Annotated in this window: 17 protein-coding genes; all 17 read left to right on the top strand. The window is 56.3% G+C overall.

Features of this window, described 5'->3' with window-relative positions; translation table 11 throughout:
- Positions 1–491: 491 nt before the first annotated feature.
- The 17 genes from mraZ to secM all read left to right on the top strand — a co-directional run bounded on the left by mraZ (position 492) and on the right by secM (position 19,096).
- Positions 492–950 (top strand): division/cell wall cluster transcriptional repressor MraZ, encoded by a 459-nt coding sequence (mraZ, locus tag AC236I_RS20955; RefSeq protein WP_004857850.1) that lies wholly within the window; start codon positions 492–494, stop codon positions 948–950.
- 1 nt (position 951) lies between these two features.
- Positions 952–1,893 (top strand): 16S rRNA (cytosine(1402)-N(4))-methyltransferase RsmH, encoded by a 942-nt coding sequence (gene rsmH / locus AC236I_RS20950; protein ID WP_004857852.1) that lies wholly within the window; start codon positions 952–954, stop codon positions 1,891–1,893.
- Complete coding sequence (gene ftsL / locus AC236I_RS20945; RefSeq protein WP_004857854.1) at positions 1,890–2,255, top strand: cell division protein FtsL; 366 nt, start codon at positions 1,890–1,892, stop codon at positions 2,253–2,255. The genes rsmH and ftsL overlap by 4 nt, the downstream gene beginning before the upstream one ends.
- A 15-nt stretch (positions 2,256–2,270) precedes the next feature.
- The gene (locus AC236I_RS20940; protein WP_004857856.1) at positions 2,271–4,037 is read left to right on the top strand and encodes a peptidoglycan glycosyltransferase FtsI; all 1,767 of its coding nucleotides are present in this window, start codon (positions 2,271–2,273) and stop codon (positions 4,035–4,037) included.
- Positions 4,024–5,511, top strand: a complete 1,488-nt coding sequence (murE, locus tag AC236I_RS20935; protein ID WP_071984178.1) for a UDP-N-acetylmuramoyl-L-alanyl-D-glutamate--2,6-diaminopimelate ligase — start codon at positions 4,024–4,026, stop codon at positions 5,509–5,511. The genes AC236I_RS20940 and murE overlap by 14 nt, the downstream gene beginning before the upstream one ends.
- The gene (murF, locus tag AC236I_RS20930) at positions 5,508–6,866 is read left to right on the top strand and encodes a UDP-N-acetylmuramoyl-tripeptide--D-alanyl-D-alanine ligase (RefSeq protein WP_103073082.1); all 1,359 of its coding nucleotides are present in this window, start codon (positions 5,508–5,510) and stop codon (positions 6,864–6,866) included. The genes murE and murF overlap by 4 nt, the downstream gene beginning before the upstream one ends.
- Positions 6,860–7,942, top strand: a complete 1,083-nt coding sequence (mraY, locus tag AC236I_RS20925; protein WP_004857865.1) for a phospho-N-acetylmuramoyl-pentapeptide-transferase — start codon at positions 6,860–6,862, stop codon at positions 7,940–7,942. The genes murF and mraY overlap by 7 nt, the downstream gene beginning before the upstream one ends.
- A gap of 2 nt (positions 7,943–7,944) precedes the next feature.
- Entirely contained in the window at positions 7,945–9,261 is a 1,317-nt protein-coding gene (murD, locus tag AC236I_RS20920) for a UDP-N-acetylmuramoyl-L-alanine--D-glutamate ligase (RefSeq protein ID WP_004857868.1), read from the top strand.
- The gene (ftsW, locus tag AC236I_RS20915) at positions 9,261–10,520 is read left to right on the top strand and encodes a cell division protein FtsW (RefSeq protein WP_004857870.1); all 1,260 of its coding nucleotides are present in this window, start codon (positions 9,261–9,263) and stop codon (positions 10,518–10,520) included. The genes murD and ftsW overlap by 1 nt, the downstream gene beginning before the upstream one ends.
- Entirely contained in the window at positions 10,517–11,587 is a 1,071-nt protein-coding gene (gene murG, locus AC236I_RS20910) for an undecaprenyldiphospho-muramoylpentapeptide beta-N-acetylglucosaminyltransferase (RefSeq protein WP_015585162.1), read from the top strand. Before ftsW ends, murG begins: the two co-directional genes overlap by 4 nt.
- 47 nt (positions 11,588–11,634) lie before the next feature.
- Positions 11,635–13,110 (top strand): UDP-N-acetylmuramate--L-alanine ligase, encoded by a 1,476-nt coding sequence (murC, locus tag AC236I_RS20905; RefSeq protein ID WP_004857874.1) that lies wholly within the window; start codon positions 11,635–11,637, stop codon positions 13,108–13,110.
- Positions 13,103–14,023 (top strand): D-alanine--D-alanine ligase, encoded by a 921-nt coding sequence (locus AC236I_RS20900; RefSeq protein ID WP_004857876.1) that lies wholly within the window; start codon positions 13,103–13,105, stop codon positions 14,021–14,023. Before murC ends, AC236I_RS20900 begins: the two co-directional genes overlap by 8 nt.
- Before the next feature lies 1 nt (position 14,024).
- Complete coding sequence (gene ftsQ, locus AC236I_RS20895; RefSeq protein ID WP_004857878.1) at positions 14,025–14,858, top strand: cell division protein FtsQ; 834 nt, start codon at positions 14,025–14,027, stop codon at positions 14,856–14,858.
- Positions 14,855–16,117, top strand: a complete 1,263-nt coding sequence (gene ftsA, locus AC236I_RS20890; RefSeq protein ID WP_004857881.1) for a cell division protein FtsA — start codon at positions 14,855–14,857, stop codon at positions 16,115–16,117. Before ftsQ ends, ftsA begins: the two co-directional genes overlap by 4 nt.
- A gap of 62 nt (positions 16,118–16,179) precedes the next feature.
- Positions 16,180–17,331: a cell division protein FtsZ gene (gene ftsZ, locus AC236I_RS20885; RefSeq protein ID WP_004857884.1), complete on the top strand. Its 1,152-nt coding sequence runs from the start codon at positions 16,180–16,182 to the stop codon at positions 17,329–17,331.
- A gap of 100 nt (positions 17,332–17,431) precedes the next feature.
- A complete protein-coding gene (gene lpxC / locus AC236I_RS20880; protein WP_004857886.1) occupies positions 17,432–18,349 on the top strand; it encodes a UDP-3-O-acyl-N-acetylglucosamine deacetylase in 918 nt (305 codons plus the stop codon).
- A gap of 252 nt (positions 18,350–18,601) precedes the next feature.
- Positions 18,602–19,096, top strand: coding sequence for a secA translation cis-regulator SecM (gene secM, locus AC236I_RS20875; RefSeq protein ID WP_015585160.1), 495 nt, complete (start codon positions 18,602–18,604; stop codon positions 19,094–19,096).
- The last annotated feature ends 11 nt before the right edge of the window (positions 19,097–19,107 follow it).

Here is a 19,107-nt window from a genome sequence, read left to right as displayed (position 1 = left end):
TATTCTGGAGTTACCGCTTTCCGGCCCCCGTTAGCGATAAAAAAAAGTTAAATCAGTCTTTATTTGTATTATTTTGTTACATTCATTAAGTTAATCGCTGAATTAACACTCATTTTACGGCTCATCACCCGCTCATCTCCCCGCAACCCGCGACAAGAGTGCTTCTCTGACGGTAACAGGCACTGTTAACGGACATCATAATCGCCTAAAATGCCGCTCGCGTCGCAAACTGACACTTTATATTTTCCCACCGAAGATATTTTGTTGCTTTTAACTGTTACGAATTTGTTGGTTGTTTTCTTACACGTATTCATAGCGTTAATTTGCCTCGTTTGTTGATGATTATTTCATCAGGCCTAATATCGGCTGCAAATAATGGGTTTTTGAGCTTCGTTGGTATTCGTGCTGGCTTGACAAGCTTTTCCTCCGCTCCGTAAACTCCTTCTGGTGGGAATTTGTGGGTTAAAGTGGCGAAAAGGGGTGAGGCTGGCATGTTCCGTGGGGCAACGTTAGTCAATCTCGACAGCAAAGGCCGTCTGGCCGTACCGACGCGTTACCGCGACGGGCTGATCGAAGACGCTTCCGGTCAACTGGTTTGTACCATTGACATTCATCACCCGTGCCTGCTGCTTTACCCCTTGCCTGAATGGGAAATCATCGAGCAAAAATTGTCGCGTTTATCGAGCATGAATCCCGTTGAGCGGCGCGTCCAGCGCCTGCTTTTGGGTCATGCCAGCGAATGTCAGATGGATAATGCCGGGCGTCTCCTGATTGCGCCGGTGTTACGGCAGCATGCCGGGCTGACAAAAGAAGTGATGCTGGTCGGACAGTTCAATAAGTTTGAACTGTGGGATGAAACGACCTGGTATCAACGGGTCAAGGAAGATATCGACGCTGAGCAGTCGTCGACCGACGCGTTGTCGGAGCGTCTGCAGGATTTGTCTCTATAACATGATGGAAAATTTTAAACACACTACGGTACTTCTGGATGAAGCGGTTAACGGCCTGAATATTCGTCCGGATGGTATCTACATTGATGGGACCTTTGGTCGCGGTGGACACTCGCGCCTGATCCTTTCCCAACTGGGAGCGGAAGGACGCTTGCTGGCTATCGATCGCGATCCGCAGGCTATCGCCGTGGCGAAGACCATCGATGACCCTCGCTTTTCCATCGTACATGGACCTTTCTCTGCGCTGGCTGATTATGTGAGTGAGCGCGGACTAACTGGCAAGATCGACGGTATTCTTCTCGATCTTGGTGTCTCTTCACCTCAGCTTGATGATGCCGAGCGTGGCTTCTCGTTTATGCGCGATGGTCCGCTGGATATGCGTATGGACCCCACTCGCGGCCAGTCTGCCGCCGAGTGGTTGCAGACGGCGGACGAAGCGGATATCGCCTGGGTGATTAAAACCTTTGGCGAAGAGCGCTTCGGTAAGCGCATCGCGCGCGCCATCGTTGAGCGTAACCGTATCGAGCCCATGACCCGTACGAAAGAGCTGGCGGAAGTGGTGACGGCGGCGACGCCGGTGAAGGACAAATTCAAACATCCCGCGACCCGTACCTTCCAGGCGGTGCGCATCTGGGTGAACAGTGAACTGGAGGAGATAGAGCAGGCGCTAAAAAGCTCGCTCAGCGTGCTGGCCCCGGGCGGGCGGCTTTCGATCATCAGTTTCCACTCGCTGGAAGACCGTATTGTGAAGCGCTTCATGCGTGAGCAAAGCCGCGGTCCGCAGGTTCCGGCCGGGTTACCAATGACCGAAGAGCAGCTCAAAAAACTGGGTGGCCGTGAGTTGCGAGCACTAGGCAAGTTGATGCCGGGCGAAGAAGAGGTGGCAGAGAATCCACGGGCCCGTAGTTCAGTTCTGCGCATTGCAGAGAGGACGAACGCATGATCGGCAGAGTGACAGAAGCCTTAAGCAAAGTTAAAGGATCGTTAGGAAGCAACGAGCGCCATGCCTTGCCTGGCGTTATCGGGGACGATCTTCTGCGGTTTGGGAAGCTGCCACTCTGCCTGTTCATTTGCATCATCATTACGGCGATTACCGTGGTGACGACGGCTCACCATACCCGTCTGCTAACCGCGCAGCGTGAACAACTGGTTCTGGAACGTGACGCGCTGGATATTGAATGGCGAAACCTGATCCTCGAAGAGAACGCGCTCGGCGATCATAGTCGGGTTGAGCGGATCGCGACCGAGAAGTTGCAGATGCAACACGTTGATCCATCACAAGAAAATATCGTTGTACAAAAATAAGGATTATTGCGACGCATGAAAGCAGCGCCGAAAACGCTAAAACCAAAACGTCAGGAAGAACAGGCCAGCTTTATTAGCTGGCGTTTTGCGTTGCTGTGCGGGTGTATTTTAATCGCGCTGGGTTTCCTGCTGGGTCGCGTGGCCTGGCTACAGGTGATCAGCCCGGACATGCTGGTTCGTCAGGGTGATATGCGTTCTTTACGCGTGCAGGAAGTCTCCACCGCCCGCGGAATGATTACCGACCGCTCCGGCCGCCCGCTGGCGGTGAGCGTGCCGGTGAAGGCTATCTGGGCGGATCCGAAAGAGCTGCACGATGCCGGCGGTGTCACTCTCGATAACCGCTGGAAGGCGTTGGCCGATGCGTTAAACATGCCGCTGGATCAGCTGGCATCGCGCATCAACACCAATCCGAGAATGCGTTTTATCTATCTGGCGCGTCAGGTTAATCCTGATATGGCGGATTACATCAAGAAGCTGAAGCTGCCAGGGATTCACATGCGCGAAGAGTCGCGCCGTTACTACCCGTCAGGTGAAGTTACCGCTCACCTCATTGGCTTCACCAACGTGGATAGCCAGGGGATTGAAGGCGTCGAGAAGAGCTTTGATAAATGGCTGACCGGTCAACCCGGGGAACGCATCGTGCGTAAAGACCGCTACGGCCGCGTTATTGAAGATATCTCCTCTACCGACAGCCAGGCCGCGCACAATCTGGCGTTGAGTATCGATGAGCGTCTGCAGGCGTTAGTTTATCGTGAACTGAATAATGCCGTGGCGTTTAACAAAGCCGAATCGGGGAGTGCGGTTCTGGTCGATGTCAGCACTGGCGAAGTGCTGGCGATGGCGAACAGCCCCTCTTATAACCCGAATAATTTCTCCGGTACGGCGAAGGACATCATGCGTAACCGCGCCATCACCGACGTGTTTGAACCGGGTTCGACGGTCAAGCCAATGGTGGTGATGACGGCGCTACAGCGCGGCATTGTGAACGAAAATACCGTGCTGAATACCATTCCTTACCGGATTAACGGCCACGAGATCAAAGACGTGGCGCGCTATAGCGAATTGACCCTGACCGGGGTATTACAGAAGTCGAGTAACGTCGGTGTCTCCAAACTGGCGTTAGCGATGCCGTCCTCAGCGTTAGTAGATACTTACTCACGTTTTGGACTCGGAAAAGCGACCAATTTGGGGTTGGTCGGAGAACGCAGTGGCTTATATCCTCAAAAACAACGGTGGTCTGACATAGAGAGGGCCACCTTTTCTTTCGGCTACGGGCTAATGGTAACGCCGTTACAGTTAGCGCGAGTCTATGCAACGATCGGCAGCTATGGCATCTATCGCCCGCTGTCGATTACCAAAGTTGATCCACCGGTTCCCGGTGAGCGCGTGTTCCCGGAACCTCTCGTTCGTACCGTCGTGCATATGATGGAAAGCGTGGCGCTGCCCGGTGGCGGCGGCGTGAAGGCGGCAATTAAAGGCTACCGCATTGCGATCAAAACCGGTACGGCGAAGAAAGTGGGGCCAGATGGCCGCTACATCAACAAATATATTGCTTACACCGCAGGCGTTGCGCCCGCCAGCCACCCGCGTTTTGCGCTGGTGGTGGTGATCAACGACCCGCAGGCGGGTAAATACTACGGCGGCGCCGTTTCCGCGCCGGTCTTCGGTGCCATCATGGGCGGCGTACTGCGCACCATGAACATCGAGCCGGATGCGTTGGCAACGGGCGAAAAAAGTGAATTTGTGATTAATCAAGGCGAGGGAACAGGTGGCAGATCGTAATTTGCGCGACCTTCTCGCTCCGTGGGTGCCAAATGCGCCGGAGCGAATTCTGCGAGAGATGACGCTGGACAGCCGGGTGGCTGCTTCCGGCGATCTCTTTGTCGCGGTATTAGGTCATCAGGCGGACGGGCGTCGTTATATCCCGCAGGCGATAGCGCAAGGTGTTGCTGCCATTATTGCAGAGGCCAAAGATGAGGCTGCTGACGGCGAAATCCGTGAAATGCACGGCGTGCCGGTCATTTATCTCAGCCAGCTCAACGAGCGCTTATCCGCGCTGGCAGGGCGTTTTTACCATCAGCCTTCAGAGCAACTGCGCCTGATTGGCGTCACCGGTACCAACGGTAAAACCACCACCACGCAGCTGCTGGCGCAGTGGGCCAGCTTGCTTGGCGAAACCAGTGCGGTGATGGGAACAGTTGGCAACGGTCTGCTGGACAAGGTCATTCCGACGGAAAATACCACCGGTTCAGCAGTCGATGTTCAGCACGTGCTTTCAGGTCTGGCAGGGCAGGGCGCGACCCTGGCGGCCATGGAAGTCTCTTCCCACGGTCTGGTTCAGCACCGCGTGGCGGCGCTGCAGTTTGCCGCATCGGTCTTTACAAACCTGAGCCGCGATCACCTGGATTATCACGGTGATATGGAACATTACGAAGCGGCAAAATGGCTGCTTTATTCCACCCATCATTGCGGACAGGCGATCGTCAACGCCGATGATGAAGTGGGCCGCCGCTGGCTGGCTAAGCTGCCGGACGCGGTTGCCGTATCGATGGAAGATCGTATTAACCCGGACTGTCACGGCCGCTGGCTGAAGGCTACGGCGGTGAACTATCACGATAGCGGGGCCACCATCCAGTTTGATTCCAGCTGGGGCAAGGGCGAAGTTGAAAGCCGCCTGATGGGCGCCTTTAACGTCAGCAACCTACTGCTGGCGCTGGCCACGCTGCTGGCCCTGGGCTATCCGCTGGCTGAGCTGCTGAAAACCGCGGCTCGTCTGCAGCCGGTCTGTGGCCGTATGGAAGTGTTCAGCGCGCCGGGTAAACCGACCGTGGTGGTGGATTATGCCCATACCCCGGATGCGCTGGAAAAAGCGCTCCAGGCGGCGCGTCTGCATTGTAACGGCAAGCTGTGGTGCGTCTTCGGCTGCGGCGGCGATCGCGATAAGGGCAAACGTCCGCTGATGGGCGCCATCGCCGAAGAGTTTGCCGATATTGTTGTGGTGACCGATGACAACCCGCGCACCGAAGAGCCTCGCGCCATCATCAACGATATCCTCGCTGGTATGGTTGACGCCGGACACGCGAAGGTGAAAGAAGGCCGGGCTGAAGCGGTGACAAACGCCGTGATGCAGGCTGCCGAGGGGGATGTCGTACTGGTCGCTGGCAAAGGTCATGAGGATTACCAGATTGTTGGCAACCGTCGTCTTGACTACTCCGATCGCGTCACCGTAGCCCGTCTGCTGGGAGCGGTAGCATGATTCGCTTGATGTTAAGCCAGCTCGCCGACGTGACGCGCGGTGAACTGCATGGTTGCGATCTGGCCGTCGATGAGGTCACGTCGGATACCCGTAAGATTACGGCAGGCTGCCTGTTCGTTGCCTTAAAGGGCGAGCGTTTTGATGCTCACGATTTCGCGGAGCAGGCGAAACAAGCCGGCGCTGGCGCGCTGTTGGTCAGCCGTCAGCTGGAGTGTGATTTACCTCAGGTGGTGGTGAAAGATACCCGCCTGGCCTTTGGCGAGCTGGCGGCGTGGGTTCGTCAGCAGGTGCCGGCCCGCGTTGTGGCGCTGACCGGCTCTTCCGGGAAAACGTCGGTGAAAGAGATGACGGCGGCGATTCTCGGTCAGTGCGGCAATACGCTCTATACCGCCGGCAACCTGAATAATGACATTGGCGTCCCGATGACGCTGCTGCGCCTGACTCCAGAGCATCGCTATGCGGTAATCGAATTAGGCGCTAACCATCAGGGCGAAATTGCCTGGACCGTCAGTCTGACGCGCCCGGAAGCTGCCCTGGTCAACAATCTGGCCGCCGCTCACCTTGAAGGCTTCGGCTCCCTGGCGGGCGTGGCGAAAGCGAAGGGCGAAATATTTACCGGTCTGCCGGAAAATGGCATTGCCATCCTGAATGCTGACAATAACGACTGGCTGAACTGGCAAAGCGTGATTGGCGCACGCAAGGTATGGCGTTTCTCGCCGAATGCGGCCAACAGCGATTTTGCGGCTAGCCAGATTCATATTACCAGCCACGGGACAGAATTTACGCTGCAAACCCCGATGGGAAGCGTGGATGTTCTGCTGCCGCTGCCGGGTCGCCACAATATCGCCAACGCGCTGGCTGCTGCCTCGCTGGCGATGGCGGTGGGCGCCGACTTAAATGCGGTGAAAGCCGGTCTGGCGCAGCTGAAAGCGGTGCCGGGACGGCTGTTTCCCATTACGCTCGCCGAAAACCAGCTGCTGCTTGATGATTCCTACAATGCCAACGTCGGTTCAATGACTGCCGCAGTGCAGGTGCTGTCTGAGATGCCGGGCTACCGGGTGCTGGTCGTGGGTGATATGGCCGAGCTGGGTACGGAAAGCGAGGCATGCCATCGTCAGGTTGGCGAAGCGGCAAAAGCGGCAGGGCTTGATCGGGTACTCAGCACCGGCGTGCTGAGCGCAGAAATTAGCCGCGCCAGCGGCGTGGGCGAGCATCTCAGCGATAAAGCATCGCTGGTGGCCCGACTACGCGAGCTGACGGCAGAACACAAGAACATCACCATTTTAGTGAAGGGTTCACGTAGTGCCGCCATGGAAGAGGTAGTACGCGCATTACAGGAGAATGGAACATGTTAGTATGGCTGGCCGAACATCTGGTCAAATATTATTCCGGCTTTAACGTCTTTTCCTATCTGACGTTTCGCGCCATCGTCAGCCTGCTGACCGCGCTGTTCATCTCTTTGTGGATGGGCCCGCGCATGATCGCCCGTCTGCAAAAACTCTCCTTCGGTCAGGTCGTACGTAGCGACGGCCCGGAATCGCATTTCAGCAAGAAAGGCACCCCAACCATGGGCGGGATTATGATCCTGACCGCCATTGTGGTCTCTGTCCTGCTGTGGGCCTATCCGTCCAACCCGTACGTATGGTGTGTGCTGACCGTGCTGATAGGCTACGGCATCATCGGTTTCGTCGATGACTACCGTAAGGTCGTGCGTAAAGACACCAAAGGGTTGATCGCCCGCTGGAAGTACTTCTGGATGTCGGTGATTGCGCTGGGCGTTGCGTTTGCGCTGTATATGGCCGGTAAAGATACGCCAGCGACTCAGCTGGTTGTACCGTTCTTTAAAGACATCATGCCTCAGCTGGGGCTCTTGTACATTCTGCTGGCCTACTTCGTGATTGTCGGTACCGGCAATGCGGTCAACCTGACCGATGGTCTTGATGGCCTGGCGATTATGCCGACCGTATTTGTGGCGGCGGGCTTCGCGCTGGTGGCATGGGCAACGGGCAACATGAACTTTGCCAACTATCTGCATATCCCTTATCTGCGCCACGCCGGGGAACTGGTCATCGTCTGTACGGCGATCGTGGGCGCGGGTCTCGGTTTTCTGTGGTTCAACACCTATCCGGCGCAGGTCTTTATGGGCGATGTCGGTTCCCTGGCTCTCGGCGGCGCGCTGGGCATCATTGCTGTGCTGCTGCGTCAGGAGTTCCTGCTGGTGATTATGGGTGGCGTATTCGTGGTGGAGACTCTGTCGGTTATTTTGCAGGTCGGTTCCTTCAAGCTGCGCGGTCAGCGCATCTTCCGTATGGCGCCGATTCACCACCACTATGAACTGAAGGGCTGGCCGGAGCCGCGCGTTATCGTGCGCTTCTGGATTATTTCGCTGATGCTGGTGCTGATTGGCCTGGCGACGCTGAAGGTACGTTAATCATGGCAGATTATCAGGGTAAAAAAGTCGTCATTATTGGCCTGGGAATGACCGGGCTGTCTTGCGTGGACTTTTTCATGGCGCGCGGCGTGACGCCGCGCGTGATGGATACCCGCGTCGCGCCTTCCGGGCTGGAGAAGCTGCCGGAAGAAGTGGAACGCTACGTGGGGGGCCTGAATGAAGACTGGCTGCTGGCAGCGGATCTGATTGTGGCAAGCCCTGGTATCGCGCTGGCACACCCTGCGCTGAGCGCGGCAGCGGATGCCGGCGTGGAAATCGTCGGTGACATTGAGCTGTTCTGCCGCGAAGCGCAGGCGCCGGTTATCGCTATTACCGGTTCTAACGGGAAAAGCACCGTGACGACGCTGGTAGGCGAGATGGCAAAAGCGGCCGGCATGAATGTTGGCGTCGGCGGCAATATCGGCCTGCCGGCCCTGATGTTACTCGATGCGGACCGCGAACTGTACGTTCTGGAGCTCTCCAGCTTCCAGCTGGAAACTACCTCCAGTCTGCGGGCGGTGGCCGCGACGATCCTCAATGTGACCGAGGATCATATGGACCGCTATCCGCTGGGCCTGCAGCAGTATCGTGCGGCCAAACTGCGGGTGTATGAAAATGCGAAAACCTGCATCGTGAATGCCGATGATGGGCTGACGATGCCGGTACGCGGCGCCGATGAGCGCTGCATCAGCTTCGGCGTTGATGTCGGCGACTATCACCTTAACCGCCAGCAGGGAGAAACCTGGCTGCGGGTGAAAGGTGAGAAGATCCTGAACGTCAAAGAGATGCACATCACCGGGCAGCACAACTACAGCAACGCTCTGGCGGCATTGGCGCTGGCTGATGCCGCCGGTCTGCCGCGGGCCAGCAGTCTCAAGGCGCTGACCACCTTTACCGGCCTGGCACATCGTTTTCAGCTGGTGCTGGATCATAACGGCGTGCGTTGGATCAACGATTCCAAAGCCACCAACGTCGGCAGTACCGAAGCGGCGCTGAACGGGCTGCATCTGGACGGTACTCTGTATCTGCTGCTGGGTGGCGATGGGAAATCCGCTGATTTCACGCCGCTGAAGCGTTATCTGGCGGGCGACAATATCCGCCTGTACTGCTTCGGTCGCGATGGCGAGCAGCTGGCGGCACTGCGTCCGGAAGTGGCGACGCAAACCGGGACGATGGAAGAGGCGATGCGCCAGATTGCCCCGCTGCTGAAGTCGGGCGATATGGTGCTGTTATCGCCAGCTTGTGCCAGCCTCGATCAGTTTAAGAGTTTCGAACAACGGGGCGATGTCTTTGCCCGCCTGGCGAAGGAGTTAGGTTGATGCGTTTATCCCTCCCGCGCCTGAAAATGCCTCAGTGGAGACTGCCGCGCCTGCCGGGGATGTTTATCTTCGCCTGGCTGTTTGCGGCGCTGAAAGGCTGGGTGATGGGCTCGCGGCAGAAAGATAACGATAGCCTGGTGATGTATGACCGGATGCTGTTGTGGTTGACGCTTGGCCTGGCCGCCGTGGGTTTCATTATGGTGACCTCGGCTTCTATGCCGGTAGGGCAGCGCCTGGCTAACGATCCTTTCTTGTTCGCCAAGCGCGACGGGTTATACATTCTTCTGGCGCTGGGCCTGGCTCTCGTGACGCTGCGTCTGCCGATGGAGTTCTGGCAGCGGCACAGTACGGCGATGTTGATTGCTTCGATCGTTATGTTGCTGATCGTCCTGGTCGTCGGTAGCTCGGTAAACGGGGCATCGCGCTGGATTGCATTGGGTCCGCTGCGTATTCAGCCTGCGGAGTTTACCAAGCTGTCGCTGTTCTGCTACATCGCCAACTACCTGGTGCGTAAAGGCGATGAGGTGCGGAATAACCTGCGCGGCTTCTTAAAGCCGATGGGCGTCATTTTCGTGCTGGCGATTCTGCTGCTGGCGCAGCCGGACCTCGGTACGGTAGTGGTGTTGTTCGTCACCACCCTGGCGATGCTGTTTCTCGGCGGCGCCAAGCTGTGGCAGTTCATCGCCATTATCGGCATGGGGATTTCGGCGGTGGTGCTGCTGATCCTTGCCGAACCGTATCGTATTCGCCGCGTAACCTCTTTCTGGAACCCGTGGGAAGACCCGTTTGGCAGTGGTTACCAGCTGACTCAGTCGCTGATGGCTTTCGGCCGCGGTGAAATGTGGGGGCAGGGCTTAGGCAACTCGGTACAGAAACTGGAGTATTTACCGGAAGCGCATACCGATTTCATCTTCGCCATTATCGGCGAAGAACTCGGTTATATCGGTGTGGTACTGGCCCTATTAATGGTATTCTTCGTCGCCTTTCGCGCCATGTCGATTGGGCGTAAGGCGCTGGAGATTGATCATCGCTTTTCCGGCTTCCTGGCCTGCGCCATTGGAATCTGGTTTAGCTTCCAGGCGCTGGTTAACGTCGGGGCGGCGGCAGGCATGCTGCCCACTAAAGGCCTGACGCTGCCGCTTATCAGTTACGGCGGTTCCAGTTTGCTGATTATGTCGACGGCCATCATGTTGCTGTTGCGAATTGATTATGAAACGCGTCTGGAAAAAGCCCAGGCGTTTACACGGGGTGTTCGATGAGCGGTCAGGAAAAGCGGTTAATGGTGATGGCGGGCGGTACCGGTGGGCATGTGTTCCCTGGGCTGGCGGTCGCGCACCATTTAATGGACCAGGGCTGGCAGGTTCGCTGGCTCGGCACCGCCGATCGTATGGAAGCGGATTTAGTGCCGAAACACGGCATTGAGATTGATTTTATCCGTATATCCGGCCTGCGCGGTAAAGGGCTGAAAGCGCTGCTGTTAGCGCCGGTACGTATCTTCAACGCCTGGCGTCAGGCGCGGGAGATCATGAAGCGTTTCCAGCCGGACGTCGTGCTGGGGATGGGCGGTTACGTTTCCGGCCCTGGCGGCCTGGCGGCCTGGTCGCTGGGTATCCCGGTGGTGCTGCATGAGCAAAACGGCATTGCTGGCCTGACAAACAAATGGCTGGCAAAGATCGCGAAGAAGGTGCTGCAGGCGTTCCCAGGTGCGTTTCCGCATGCTGACGTGGTGGGCAACCCGGTGCGTACTGATGTGCTGGCGCTGCCGTTACCGGAACAGCGTCTGGTCGGGCGCCAGGGAGCGATTCGCGTGCTAGTGGTGGGGGGCTCGCAGGGCGCTCGCGTGCTGAACCAGACGATGCCGCAGGTGGCGGGGAAACTGGGCCCGGCGGTCACTATCTGGCATCAAAGCGGGAAAGGCGGCCAGCAGACGGTCCAGCAGGCCTATGCGGATGCCGGGCAGCCGCAGCATAAAGTGACTGAATTTATTGATGACATGGCGGCGGCGTATGCCTGGGCCGATGTTGTTGTGTGTCGTTCCGGTGCGCTGACGGTGAGTGAAATTGCCGCAGCAGGTTTACCGGCGCTATTTGTGCCGTTTCAGCACAAGGATCGTCAGCAGTACTGGAATGCACTGCCGCTGGAGAAAGCGGGCGCAGCGAAAATTCTCGAACAACCTCAGTTCACCGTTGATGCCGTCGTGCAGACGCTGGCTGGCTGGGATCGGGAAACGCTGCTGGATATGGCGGAACGAGCGCGCAGAGCCTCGATTCCGGATGCTACCGAACGGGTAGCAGAAGAAGTGAGCGCTGCAGCACTGGCGCGCTAATCGCGGTGAATCTCACCGCCCGTATAAAGAAGTTGATGGCGTAAAGAATGAATACACAAGATCTGGCGAAACTGCGTTCCATAGTGCCCGAGATGCGTCGCGTCCGGCATATTCACTTTGTTGGCATCGGTGGTGCCGGTATGGGCGGTATTGCCGAAGTTCTGGCTAACGAAGGCTACCAGATTAGCGGTTCCGACCTGGCGCCGAATCCGGTTACGCAACAGCTGTCGCAACTTGGCGCCACGATCTATTTCAACCATCGCCCGGAAAACGTTCGCGATGCGAGCGTGGTTGTCGTTTCCAGCGCAATCTCTGCGGAAAACCCGGAGATTGTTGCCGCGCATGAAGCGCGTATTCCGGTCATTCGCCGCGCGGAAATGCTGGCAGAGCTGATGCGTTTTCGTCATGGCATTGCGATTGCCGGCACTCACGGTAAAACCACGACCACGGCAATGGTTTCCAGTATTTACGCGGAAGCAGGTCTTGACCCCACCTTTGTCAACGGTGGACTGGTTAAAGCAGCAGGCGTTCACGCCCGCCTCGGCCATAGCCGCTATCTGATTGCGGAAGCGGATGAGAGCGATGCGTCGTTCCTGCATCTGCAGCCGATGGTCGCGATTGTGACCAATATCGAAGCCGATCACATGGATACCTATCATGGCGACTTTGAAAATCTGAAGCAGACCTTTATTAACTTTCTGCACAACCTGCCGTTCTATGGTCGCGCGGTGATGTGTGTCGATGATCCGGTGATTCGTGAACTGCTGCCGCGCGTTGGCCGTCAGATCACCACCTACGGTTTTAGCGAAGATGCCGACGTGCGCGTAGAAGATTATCGTCAGGTCGGCGCCCAGGGCCACTTCCGCCTGGTTCGTCAGGATAAAGAAGTGCTTCAGGTGACGCTGAATGCGCCCGGTCGCCATAACGCGCTGAACGCGGCGGCGGCGGTTGCGGTCGCGACGGAAGAGGGAATTGATGACAGCGCGATCCTGCGGGCGCTGGAAAGTTTCCAGGGAACCGGCCGTCGCTTTGATTTTCTCGGTGAATATCCGTTGGCTGAGGTCAATGGCAAAAGCGGCAGCGCGATGCTGATCGATGACTATGGTCATCACCCGACTGAAGTGGATGCCACGATCAAAGCGGCGCGCGCCGGCTGGCCGGATAAAAATCTGGTGATGTTATTCCAGCCGCACCGTTTTACGCGTACGCGCGATCTGTATGACGATTTCGCTAACGTGCTGACTCAGGTTGATGCCCTGCTGATGCTGGACGTTTATTCCGCCGGTGAAGCGCCGATTCCTGGCGCCGACAGCCGTTCGCTGTGCCGTACGATTCGCGGTCGCGGCAAGGTGGATCCGATTCTGCTTTCCGATCCGGCCCAGGCGGCACAGATGCTGGCATCGGTGCTGACCGGGAATGACCTGATCCTGGTGCAGGGCGCGGGAAACATAGGAAAAATCGCACGCCACCTGGCTGAAATCAAACTCGTGCCGCAAAAAGCGGAGGAGGAGCGCCATGGCTGATAAAATCGCGGTTCTTTTCGGCGGTACCTCTGCTGAGCGCGAAGTGTCGCTCAATTCAGGGACTGCGGTACTGGCGGGCCTGCGTGAAGCTGGCGTGGATGCGCACCCTGTCGATCCGCGCGACGTGGATGTTACCCGGTTGAAAGCGCTGGGCTTTAAGAAAGCGTTTATTGCGTTGCATGGTCGCGGTGGCGAAGATGGGACGTTGCAGGGGCTGCTGGAGCTGATTCAGCTGCCTTACACCGGCAGCGGCGTGATGGCGTCGGCGATTTCCATGGACAAAGTTCGCAGCAAATTGTTGTGGCAGGGCGCGGGATTACCGGTCGCTCCATGGGTCGCGCTGACGCGTGCGCAGTTCAATGCTGGCCTGTCTGCTGAAGTTGAACAGCAGATTGCCGCACTGGGTCTGCCGCTGATTGTTAAACCGGCTTGCGAAGGCTCGAGCGTCGGCATGTCGAAAGTCAGCGAAAGTTGTGCATTACATAATGCATTGGCGCTGGCTTTTCAGCATGATGAAGATGTTCTGATTGAGAAATGGCTTAGTGGGCCTGAATTCACCGTCGCTATCGTCGGTGAAGAAATTTTACCGTCAATTCGTATCCAGGTGGCTGGAACCTTCTATGATTATGAGGCGAAGTATCTCTCTGATGAGACGCAATATTTCTGCCCAGGTTGTGAAGATCCTGCCCGCGAGTCAGAAATTCAGGCCCTGGTAGTTAAAGCCTGGAATGTTCTCGGTTGTAAAGGTTGGGGGCGTATTGATGTGATGCTGGACAGCGATGGCCAGTTTTATTTGCTGGAAGCAAATACTTCCCCTGGCATGACCAGCCACAGCCTGGTGCCGATGGCGGCGCGTCAGGCCGGGATGAGCTTCTCGCAGCTTGTTGTTCGAATTCTGGACCTGGCGGGGTGATATGTCGCAGGCTGCGCTGAATACGCGGAACCACGAAGAAGAGGAAGCCTCTTCTTCGCGTCGGAGTAATGGAACTCGTCTGGCCGGGATTGTCTTCCTGCTGACGGTGCTATGTACCGTGTTGGTCAGCGGGTGGATGGTTCTGGGCTGGATGGAGGATGCACAGCGTTTGCCTCTGTCCAGGATGGTTGTTACCGGTGAGCGTCACTACACGCGTAACGATGATATCCGCCAGGCAATTCTGGCGCTGGGTTCCCCGGGGACCTTCATGACGCAGGATGTCAACATCATCCAGAGTCAGATTGAGCGCCTGCCGTGGATTAAGCAGGCGAGCGTCAGAAAGCAGTGGCCGGACGAATTGAAGATTCATCTGGTTGAATATGTGCCGATTGCGCGTTGGAATGATCAACATATGGTCGACGTAGAAGGGAATTCCTTCAGCGTCCCGGCGGATCGGACCAATAAGCAGAATTTACCGATGTTGTATGGCCCGGAAGGCAGTGAGAACGAAGTGTTGCAGGGGTATCGCGACATGGGGCAGGTGCTGGCAAAGGATAAGTTCACGTTGAAAGTGGCGGCGATGACCGCTCGTCGTTCCTGGCAGTTGACGCTGAATAACGATATTAAGCTCAACCTTGGCCGAGGCGATACCATGAAACGGCTTCAGCGCTTTATGGAACTCTACCCGGTTCTACAGCAGCAAGCGCAGACCGACGGCAAACGGATAAGCTACGTTGATTTGCGTTATGACTCGGGCGCGGCGGTAGGTTGGGTACCTGCTCCCGCAGAGGAAACTAATCAACAACAGAATCAGGCACAGGCAGAACAACAATGATCAAGGCGACGGACAGAAAACTGGTAGTTGGACTGGAGATTGGCACCGCGAAGGTTGCCGCTTTAGTAGGGGAAGTTCTGCCCGACGGCGTGGTCAATATCATTGGCGTGGGCAGCTGCCCATCGCGTGGTATGGATAAAGGCGGGGTTAACGACCTGGAATCCGTGGTGAAATGCGTTCAGCGCGCCATTGATCAGGCCGAGCTGATGGCGGATTGCCAGATTTCGTCAGTGTATCTGGCGCTTTCAGGTAAACATATTAGCTGTCAAAATGAAATTGGCATGGTGCCGATTTCAGAAGAAGAAGTCACGTTGGACGACGTTGAGAACGTGGTGCATACCGCGAAATCGGTCCGCGTACGCGATGAGCATCGTGTTCTGCACGTTATCCCGCAGGAATACGCTATCGACTACCAGGAAGGGATTAAAAACCCGGTCGGTCTGTCCGGCGTACGTATGCAGGCAAAAGTCCATCTGATTACCTGCCATAACGATATGGCGAAAAATATTGTTAAAGCGGTGGAACGTTGCGGTCTGAAAGTGGACCAACTCATTTTCGCCGGTTTAGCGGCCAGTTATTCCGTGTTGACGGAAGATGAACGTGAGCTGGGTGTCTGCGTCGTGGACATCGGCGGTGGTACAATGGATATCGCCGTGTATACCGGCGGCGCGCTGCGCCATACCAAAGTGATCCCGTACGCGGGCAACGTGGTCACCAGCGACATCGCCTACGCTTTCGGAACGCCGCCGAGCGATGCCGAAGCGATTAAAGTTCGCCACGGTTGTGCGCTGGGTTCCATTGTCGGTAAAGACGAAAACGTCGAAGTACCGAGCGTGGGCGGGCGTCCGCCGCGTAGTCTGCAGCGCCAGACGCTGGCAGAGGTGATTGAGCCGCGTTATACCGAGCTGCTCAACCTGGTGAATGAAGAGATTCTGCAACTGCAAGAGCAACTGCGCCAGCAAGGGGTGAAGCACCATCTGGCGGCAGGGATTGTTTTAACGGGCGGCGCCGCGCAAATTGAAGGCCTTGCCGCCTGTGCTCAGCGCGTGTTCCATACGCAGGTTCGTATTGGCGCGCCGCTGAATATTACCGGTTTAACGGATTATGCCCAGGAGCCGTATTATTCGACGGCGGTTGGGTTGCTGCACTACGGGAAGGAATCGCATCTCAGTGGTGAAGCAGAAGTGGAAAAACGCGTAACTGCATCAGTTGGCTCGTGGATTAAGCGACTTAATAGCTGGCTGCGAAAAGAGTTTTAATTTTTTAAGAGAACGCAGAAAATTAGCGTTCTCAGGCGACAGGCACAAAACGGAGAGAAACTATGTTTGAACCTATGGAACTGACCAACGACGCGGTGATTAAAGTCATCGGCGTCGGTGGCGGCGGTGGCAATGCCGTCGAGCACATGGTGCGCGAGCGTATCGAAGGTGTTGAATTCTTTGCGGTGAACACCGACGCGCAGGCGCTGCGTAAAACGGCTGTTGGCCAGACCATTCAGATCGGTAGCGGTATTACCAAAGGTCTGGGTGCCGGTGCAAACCCGGAAGTCGGTCGCAATGCGGCTGATGAAGACCGTGAAGCGCTGCGTGCTGCTCTTGATGGTGCAGACATGGTGTTTATCGCGGCAGGTATGGGTGGCGGTACCGGTACCGGTGCAGCGCCAGTCGTCGCTGAAGTGGCGAAGGATCTGGGCATCCTGACCGTTGCGGTGGTCACTAAACCGTTTAATTTTGAAGGCAAAAAGCGCATGGCGTTCGCCGAGCAGGGGATCACCGAGCTGTCCAAGCATGTGGACTCGCTGATCACCATTCCGAACGACAAGCTGCTGAAAGTTCTCGGCCGCGGTATCTCTCTGCTGGACGCTTTCGGCGCAGCAAACGACGTGCTGAAAGGCGCAGTACAGGGTATCGCCGAACTGATTACCCGTCCGGGTCTGATGAACGTCGACTTTGCGGATGTGCGTACCGTAATGTCCGAAATGGGCTATGCGATGATGGGCTCCGGCGTGGCGAGCGGTGAAGACCGTGCGGAAGAAGCGGCTGAAATGGCTATCTCTTCTCCGCTGCTGGAAGATATCGATCTGTCCGGCGCGCGCGGCGTTCTGGTCAACATTACGGCCGGCTTCGACCTGCGTCTGGATGAGTTCGAAACCGTGGGTAACACTATCCGTGCTTTCGCTTCGGATAATGCGACCGTGGTTATCGGTACTTCCCTTGACCCGGATATGAACGACGAACTGCGTGTGACCGTTGTGGCCACCGGTATCGGTATGGACAAGCGTCCGGAAATTACCCTGGTGACCAACAAGCAGGTTCAGCAGCCGGTCATGGATCGCTACCAGCAGCACGGTATGGCTCCGTTAACTCAAGAGCAGAAACCGGTTGCGAAGGTGGTGAACGACAATACACCGCAAACTGCGAAAGAGCCGGATTATCTGGATATCCCAGCGTTCCTGCGTAAGCAAGCTGATTAAGAATTGGCTGGAAGTTGGGCATCAGCGCTCTTTGTGCTAAACTGCCCATCCGAATGTATTGTACACTTCGGTTGGATAGGTAACTTGGCGAGATTATACGATGATCAAACAAAGGACTCTTAAACGTATCGTTCAGGCGACTGGCGTCGGTTTGCATACCGGCAAGAAAGTCACCCTGACGTTACGCCCTGCGCCGGCAAATACCGGGGTCATCTATCGTCGCACCGACTTGAATCCACCGGTTGATTTTCCGGCTGATGCCAAATCTGTGCGTGATACCATGCTCTGTACTTGCCTGGTGAACGAGCATGACGTGCGGATTTCGACTGTCGAGCACCTGAATGCCGCACTGGCAGGTCTCGGCATTGACAACATCGTTGTTGAAGTCGATGCGCCGGAAATTCCAATTATGGATGGTAGCGCTGCGCCGTTCGTTTATCTGCTGCTGGATGCCGGCATCGATGAGCTGAACTGTGCCAAGAAATTTGTACGCATCAAAGAGACCGTTCGGGTCGAAGATGGCGACAAATGGGCTGAATTCAAACCGTACAATGGTTTTTCGTTGGATTTTACCATCGATTTTAACCACCCGGCGATTGATGCAAGCAGCCAGCGCTATGCGATGAACTTCTCTGCTGATGCATTTATGCGCCAGATTAGTCGCGCTCGTACTTTTGGTTTTATGCGTGATATCGAATATCTGCAGTCCCGCGGCCTGTGCCTGGGCGGCAGCTTCGATTGTGCCATCGTTGTTGACGATTATCGCGTATTGAACGAAGACGGTCTTCGCTTTGAAGATGAGTTTGTCCGCCACAAAATGCTGGATGCGATCGGTGACCTGTTTATGTGTGGTCACAATATCATCGGTGCATTCACGGCGTTCAAATCAGGTCACGCGTTGAATAACAAACTGCTGCAGGCTGTTCTGGCAAAACAGGAAGCCTGGGAGTATGTGACTTTCGAAGACGAAGCAGAACTGCCGCTGGCATTCCGCGCACCGTCAATGGTTATGGCATAAGCCTGACCATTCAGTAAAACAGACTGGTAACCTGGTACTCTCTCCGACCAGGGAGCCAGTCTTTTTTCTTTTTTTGCCTTCCTCTGCTGGTTCTGCCCTGATTCTGCGGCGCTGTTCATTGTTCGTTCGCTGATTTATTGAACGTTTTTGCCTTGTCGCAACCGTCATTCCTGCTGCTGTCGTGCAGTATTAATGGTAGTATTTGGGCGCAAAAAATATTTCCTGGGGTTGCTTCAACTAAAGGTAACGTACGTGAGTGGATTGCTGACGCGCTGGCGACAGTTTGGCAGACGGTATTTCTGGCCGCATCTCCTGTTGGGGATGGTCGCGGCTAGCTTTGGCCTGCCTGCGCTTAGCAACAGCCACGAAACGGCTTCGCCGACGAAAACCACGGCCAGCAACCACAGCCCGAATAAAGTTAATTTCTCCCAGCTGGCGCTGCTTGACGCCAGCCGTCGACCGAATTTTACCGTCGATTACTGGCATCAGCATGCTATCCGCACGGTTATTCGTCATCTCTCATTTGCGATGGCGCCGCAAGCGCTGCCGGTTGCCGAAGAGTCTTCGCCCTTCCAGGCGCAGCATCTGGCTTTACTTGACACGCTCAGCGCACTGCTGACGCAGGAGAGTAAACCGCCGGTAATCGTTCGCCAGGCGGCTTATACCCCGTCCCATTCTGCATTTTCTGTCTCGGCCTGGATTAGCCAGGTGGCAGGGATTCGCGCAGGACCTCAACGTCTCAGCTGAACTAAAAACGG

Source organism: Klebsiella sp. Sb-30 (assembly GCF_057652795.1).
The sequence above is the reverse complement of the archived record's forward strand: the minus strand, read 5'-3'. Positions and strand labels throughout refer to the sequence as shown.

Coding starts and splice junctions, on each gene's coding strand:
- murD (WP_004857868.1), top strand. CDS start 7,945: ATGGCAGATTATCAGGGTAAAAAAGTCGTCATTATTGGCCTGGGAATG.
- rsmH (WP_004857852.1), top strand. CDS start 952: ATGATGGAAAATTTTAAACACACTACGGTACTTCTGGATGAAGCGGTT.
- ftsQ (WP_004857878.1), top strand. CDS start 14,025: ATGTCGCAGGCTGCGCTGAATACGCGGAACCACGAAGAAGAGGAAGCC.
- AC236I_RS20940 (WP_004857856.1), top strand. CDS start 2,271: ATGAAAGCAGCGCCGAAAACGCTAAAACCAAAACGTCAGGAAGAACAG.
- ftsL (WP_004857854.1), top strand. CDS start 1,890: ATGATCGGCAGAGTGACAGAAGCCTTAAGCAAAGTTAAAGGATCGTTA.
- murF (WP_103073082.1), top strand. CDS start 5,508: ATGATTCGCTTGATGTTAAGCCAGCTCGCCGACGTGACGCGCGGTGAA.
- ftsW (WP_004857870.1), top strand. CDS start 9,261: ATGCGTTTATCCCTCCCGCGCCTGAAAATGCCTCAGTGGAGACTGCCG.
- murC (WP_004857874.1), top strand. CDS start 11,635: ATGAATACACAAGATCTGGCGAAACTGCGTTCCATAGTGCCCGAGATG.
- mraY (WP_004857865.1), top strand. CDS start 6,860: ATGTTAGTATGGCTGGCCGAACATCTGGTCAAATATTATTCCGGCTTT.
- mraZ (WP_004857850.1), top strand. CDS start 492: ATGTTCCGTGGGGCAACGTTAGTCAATCTCGACAGCAAAGGCCGTCTG.
- murG (WP_015585162.1), top strand. CDS start 10,517: ATGAGCGGTCAGGAAAAGCGGTTAATGGTGATGGCGGGCGGTACCGGT.
- ftsA (WP_004857881.1), top strand. CDS start 14,855: ATGATCAAGGCGACGGACAGAAAACTGGTAGTTGGACTGGAGATTGGC.
- ftsZ (WP_004857884.1), top strand. CDS start 16,180: ATGTTTGAACCTATGGAACTGACCAACGACGCGGTGATTAAAGTCATC.
- lpxC (WP_004857886.1), top strand. CDS start 17,432: ATGATCAAACAAAGGACTCTTAAACGTATCGTTCAGGCGACTGGCGTC.
- AC236I_RS20900 (WP_004857876.1), top strand. CDS start 13,103: ATGGCTGATAAAATCGCGGTTCTTTTCGGCGGTACCTCTGCTGAGCGC.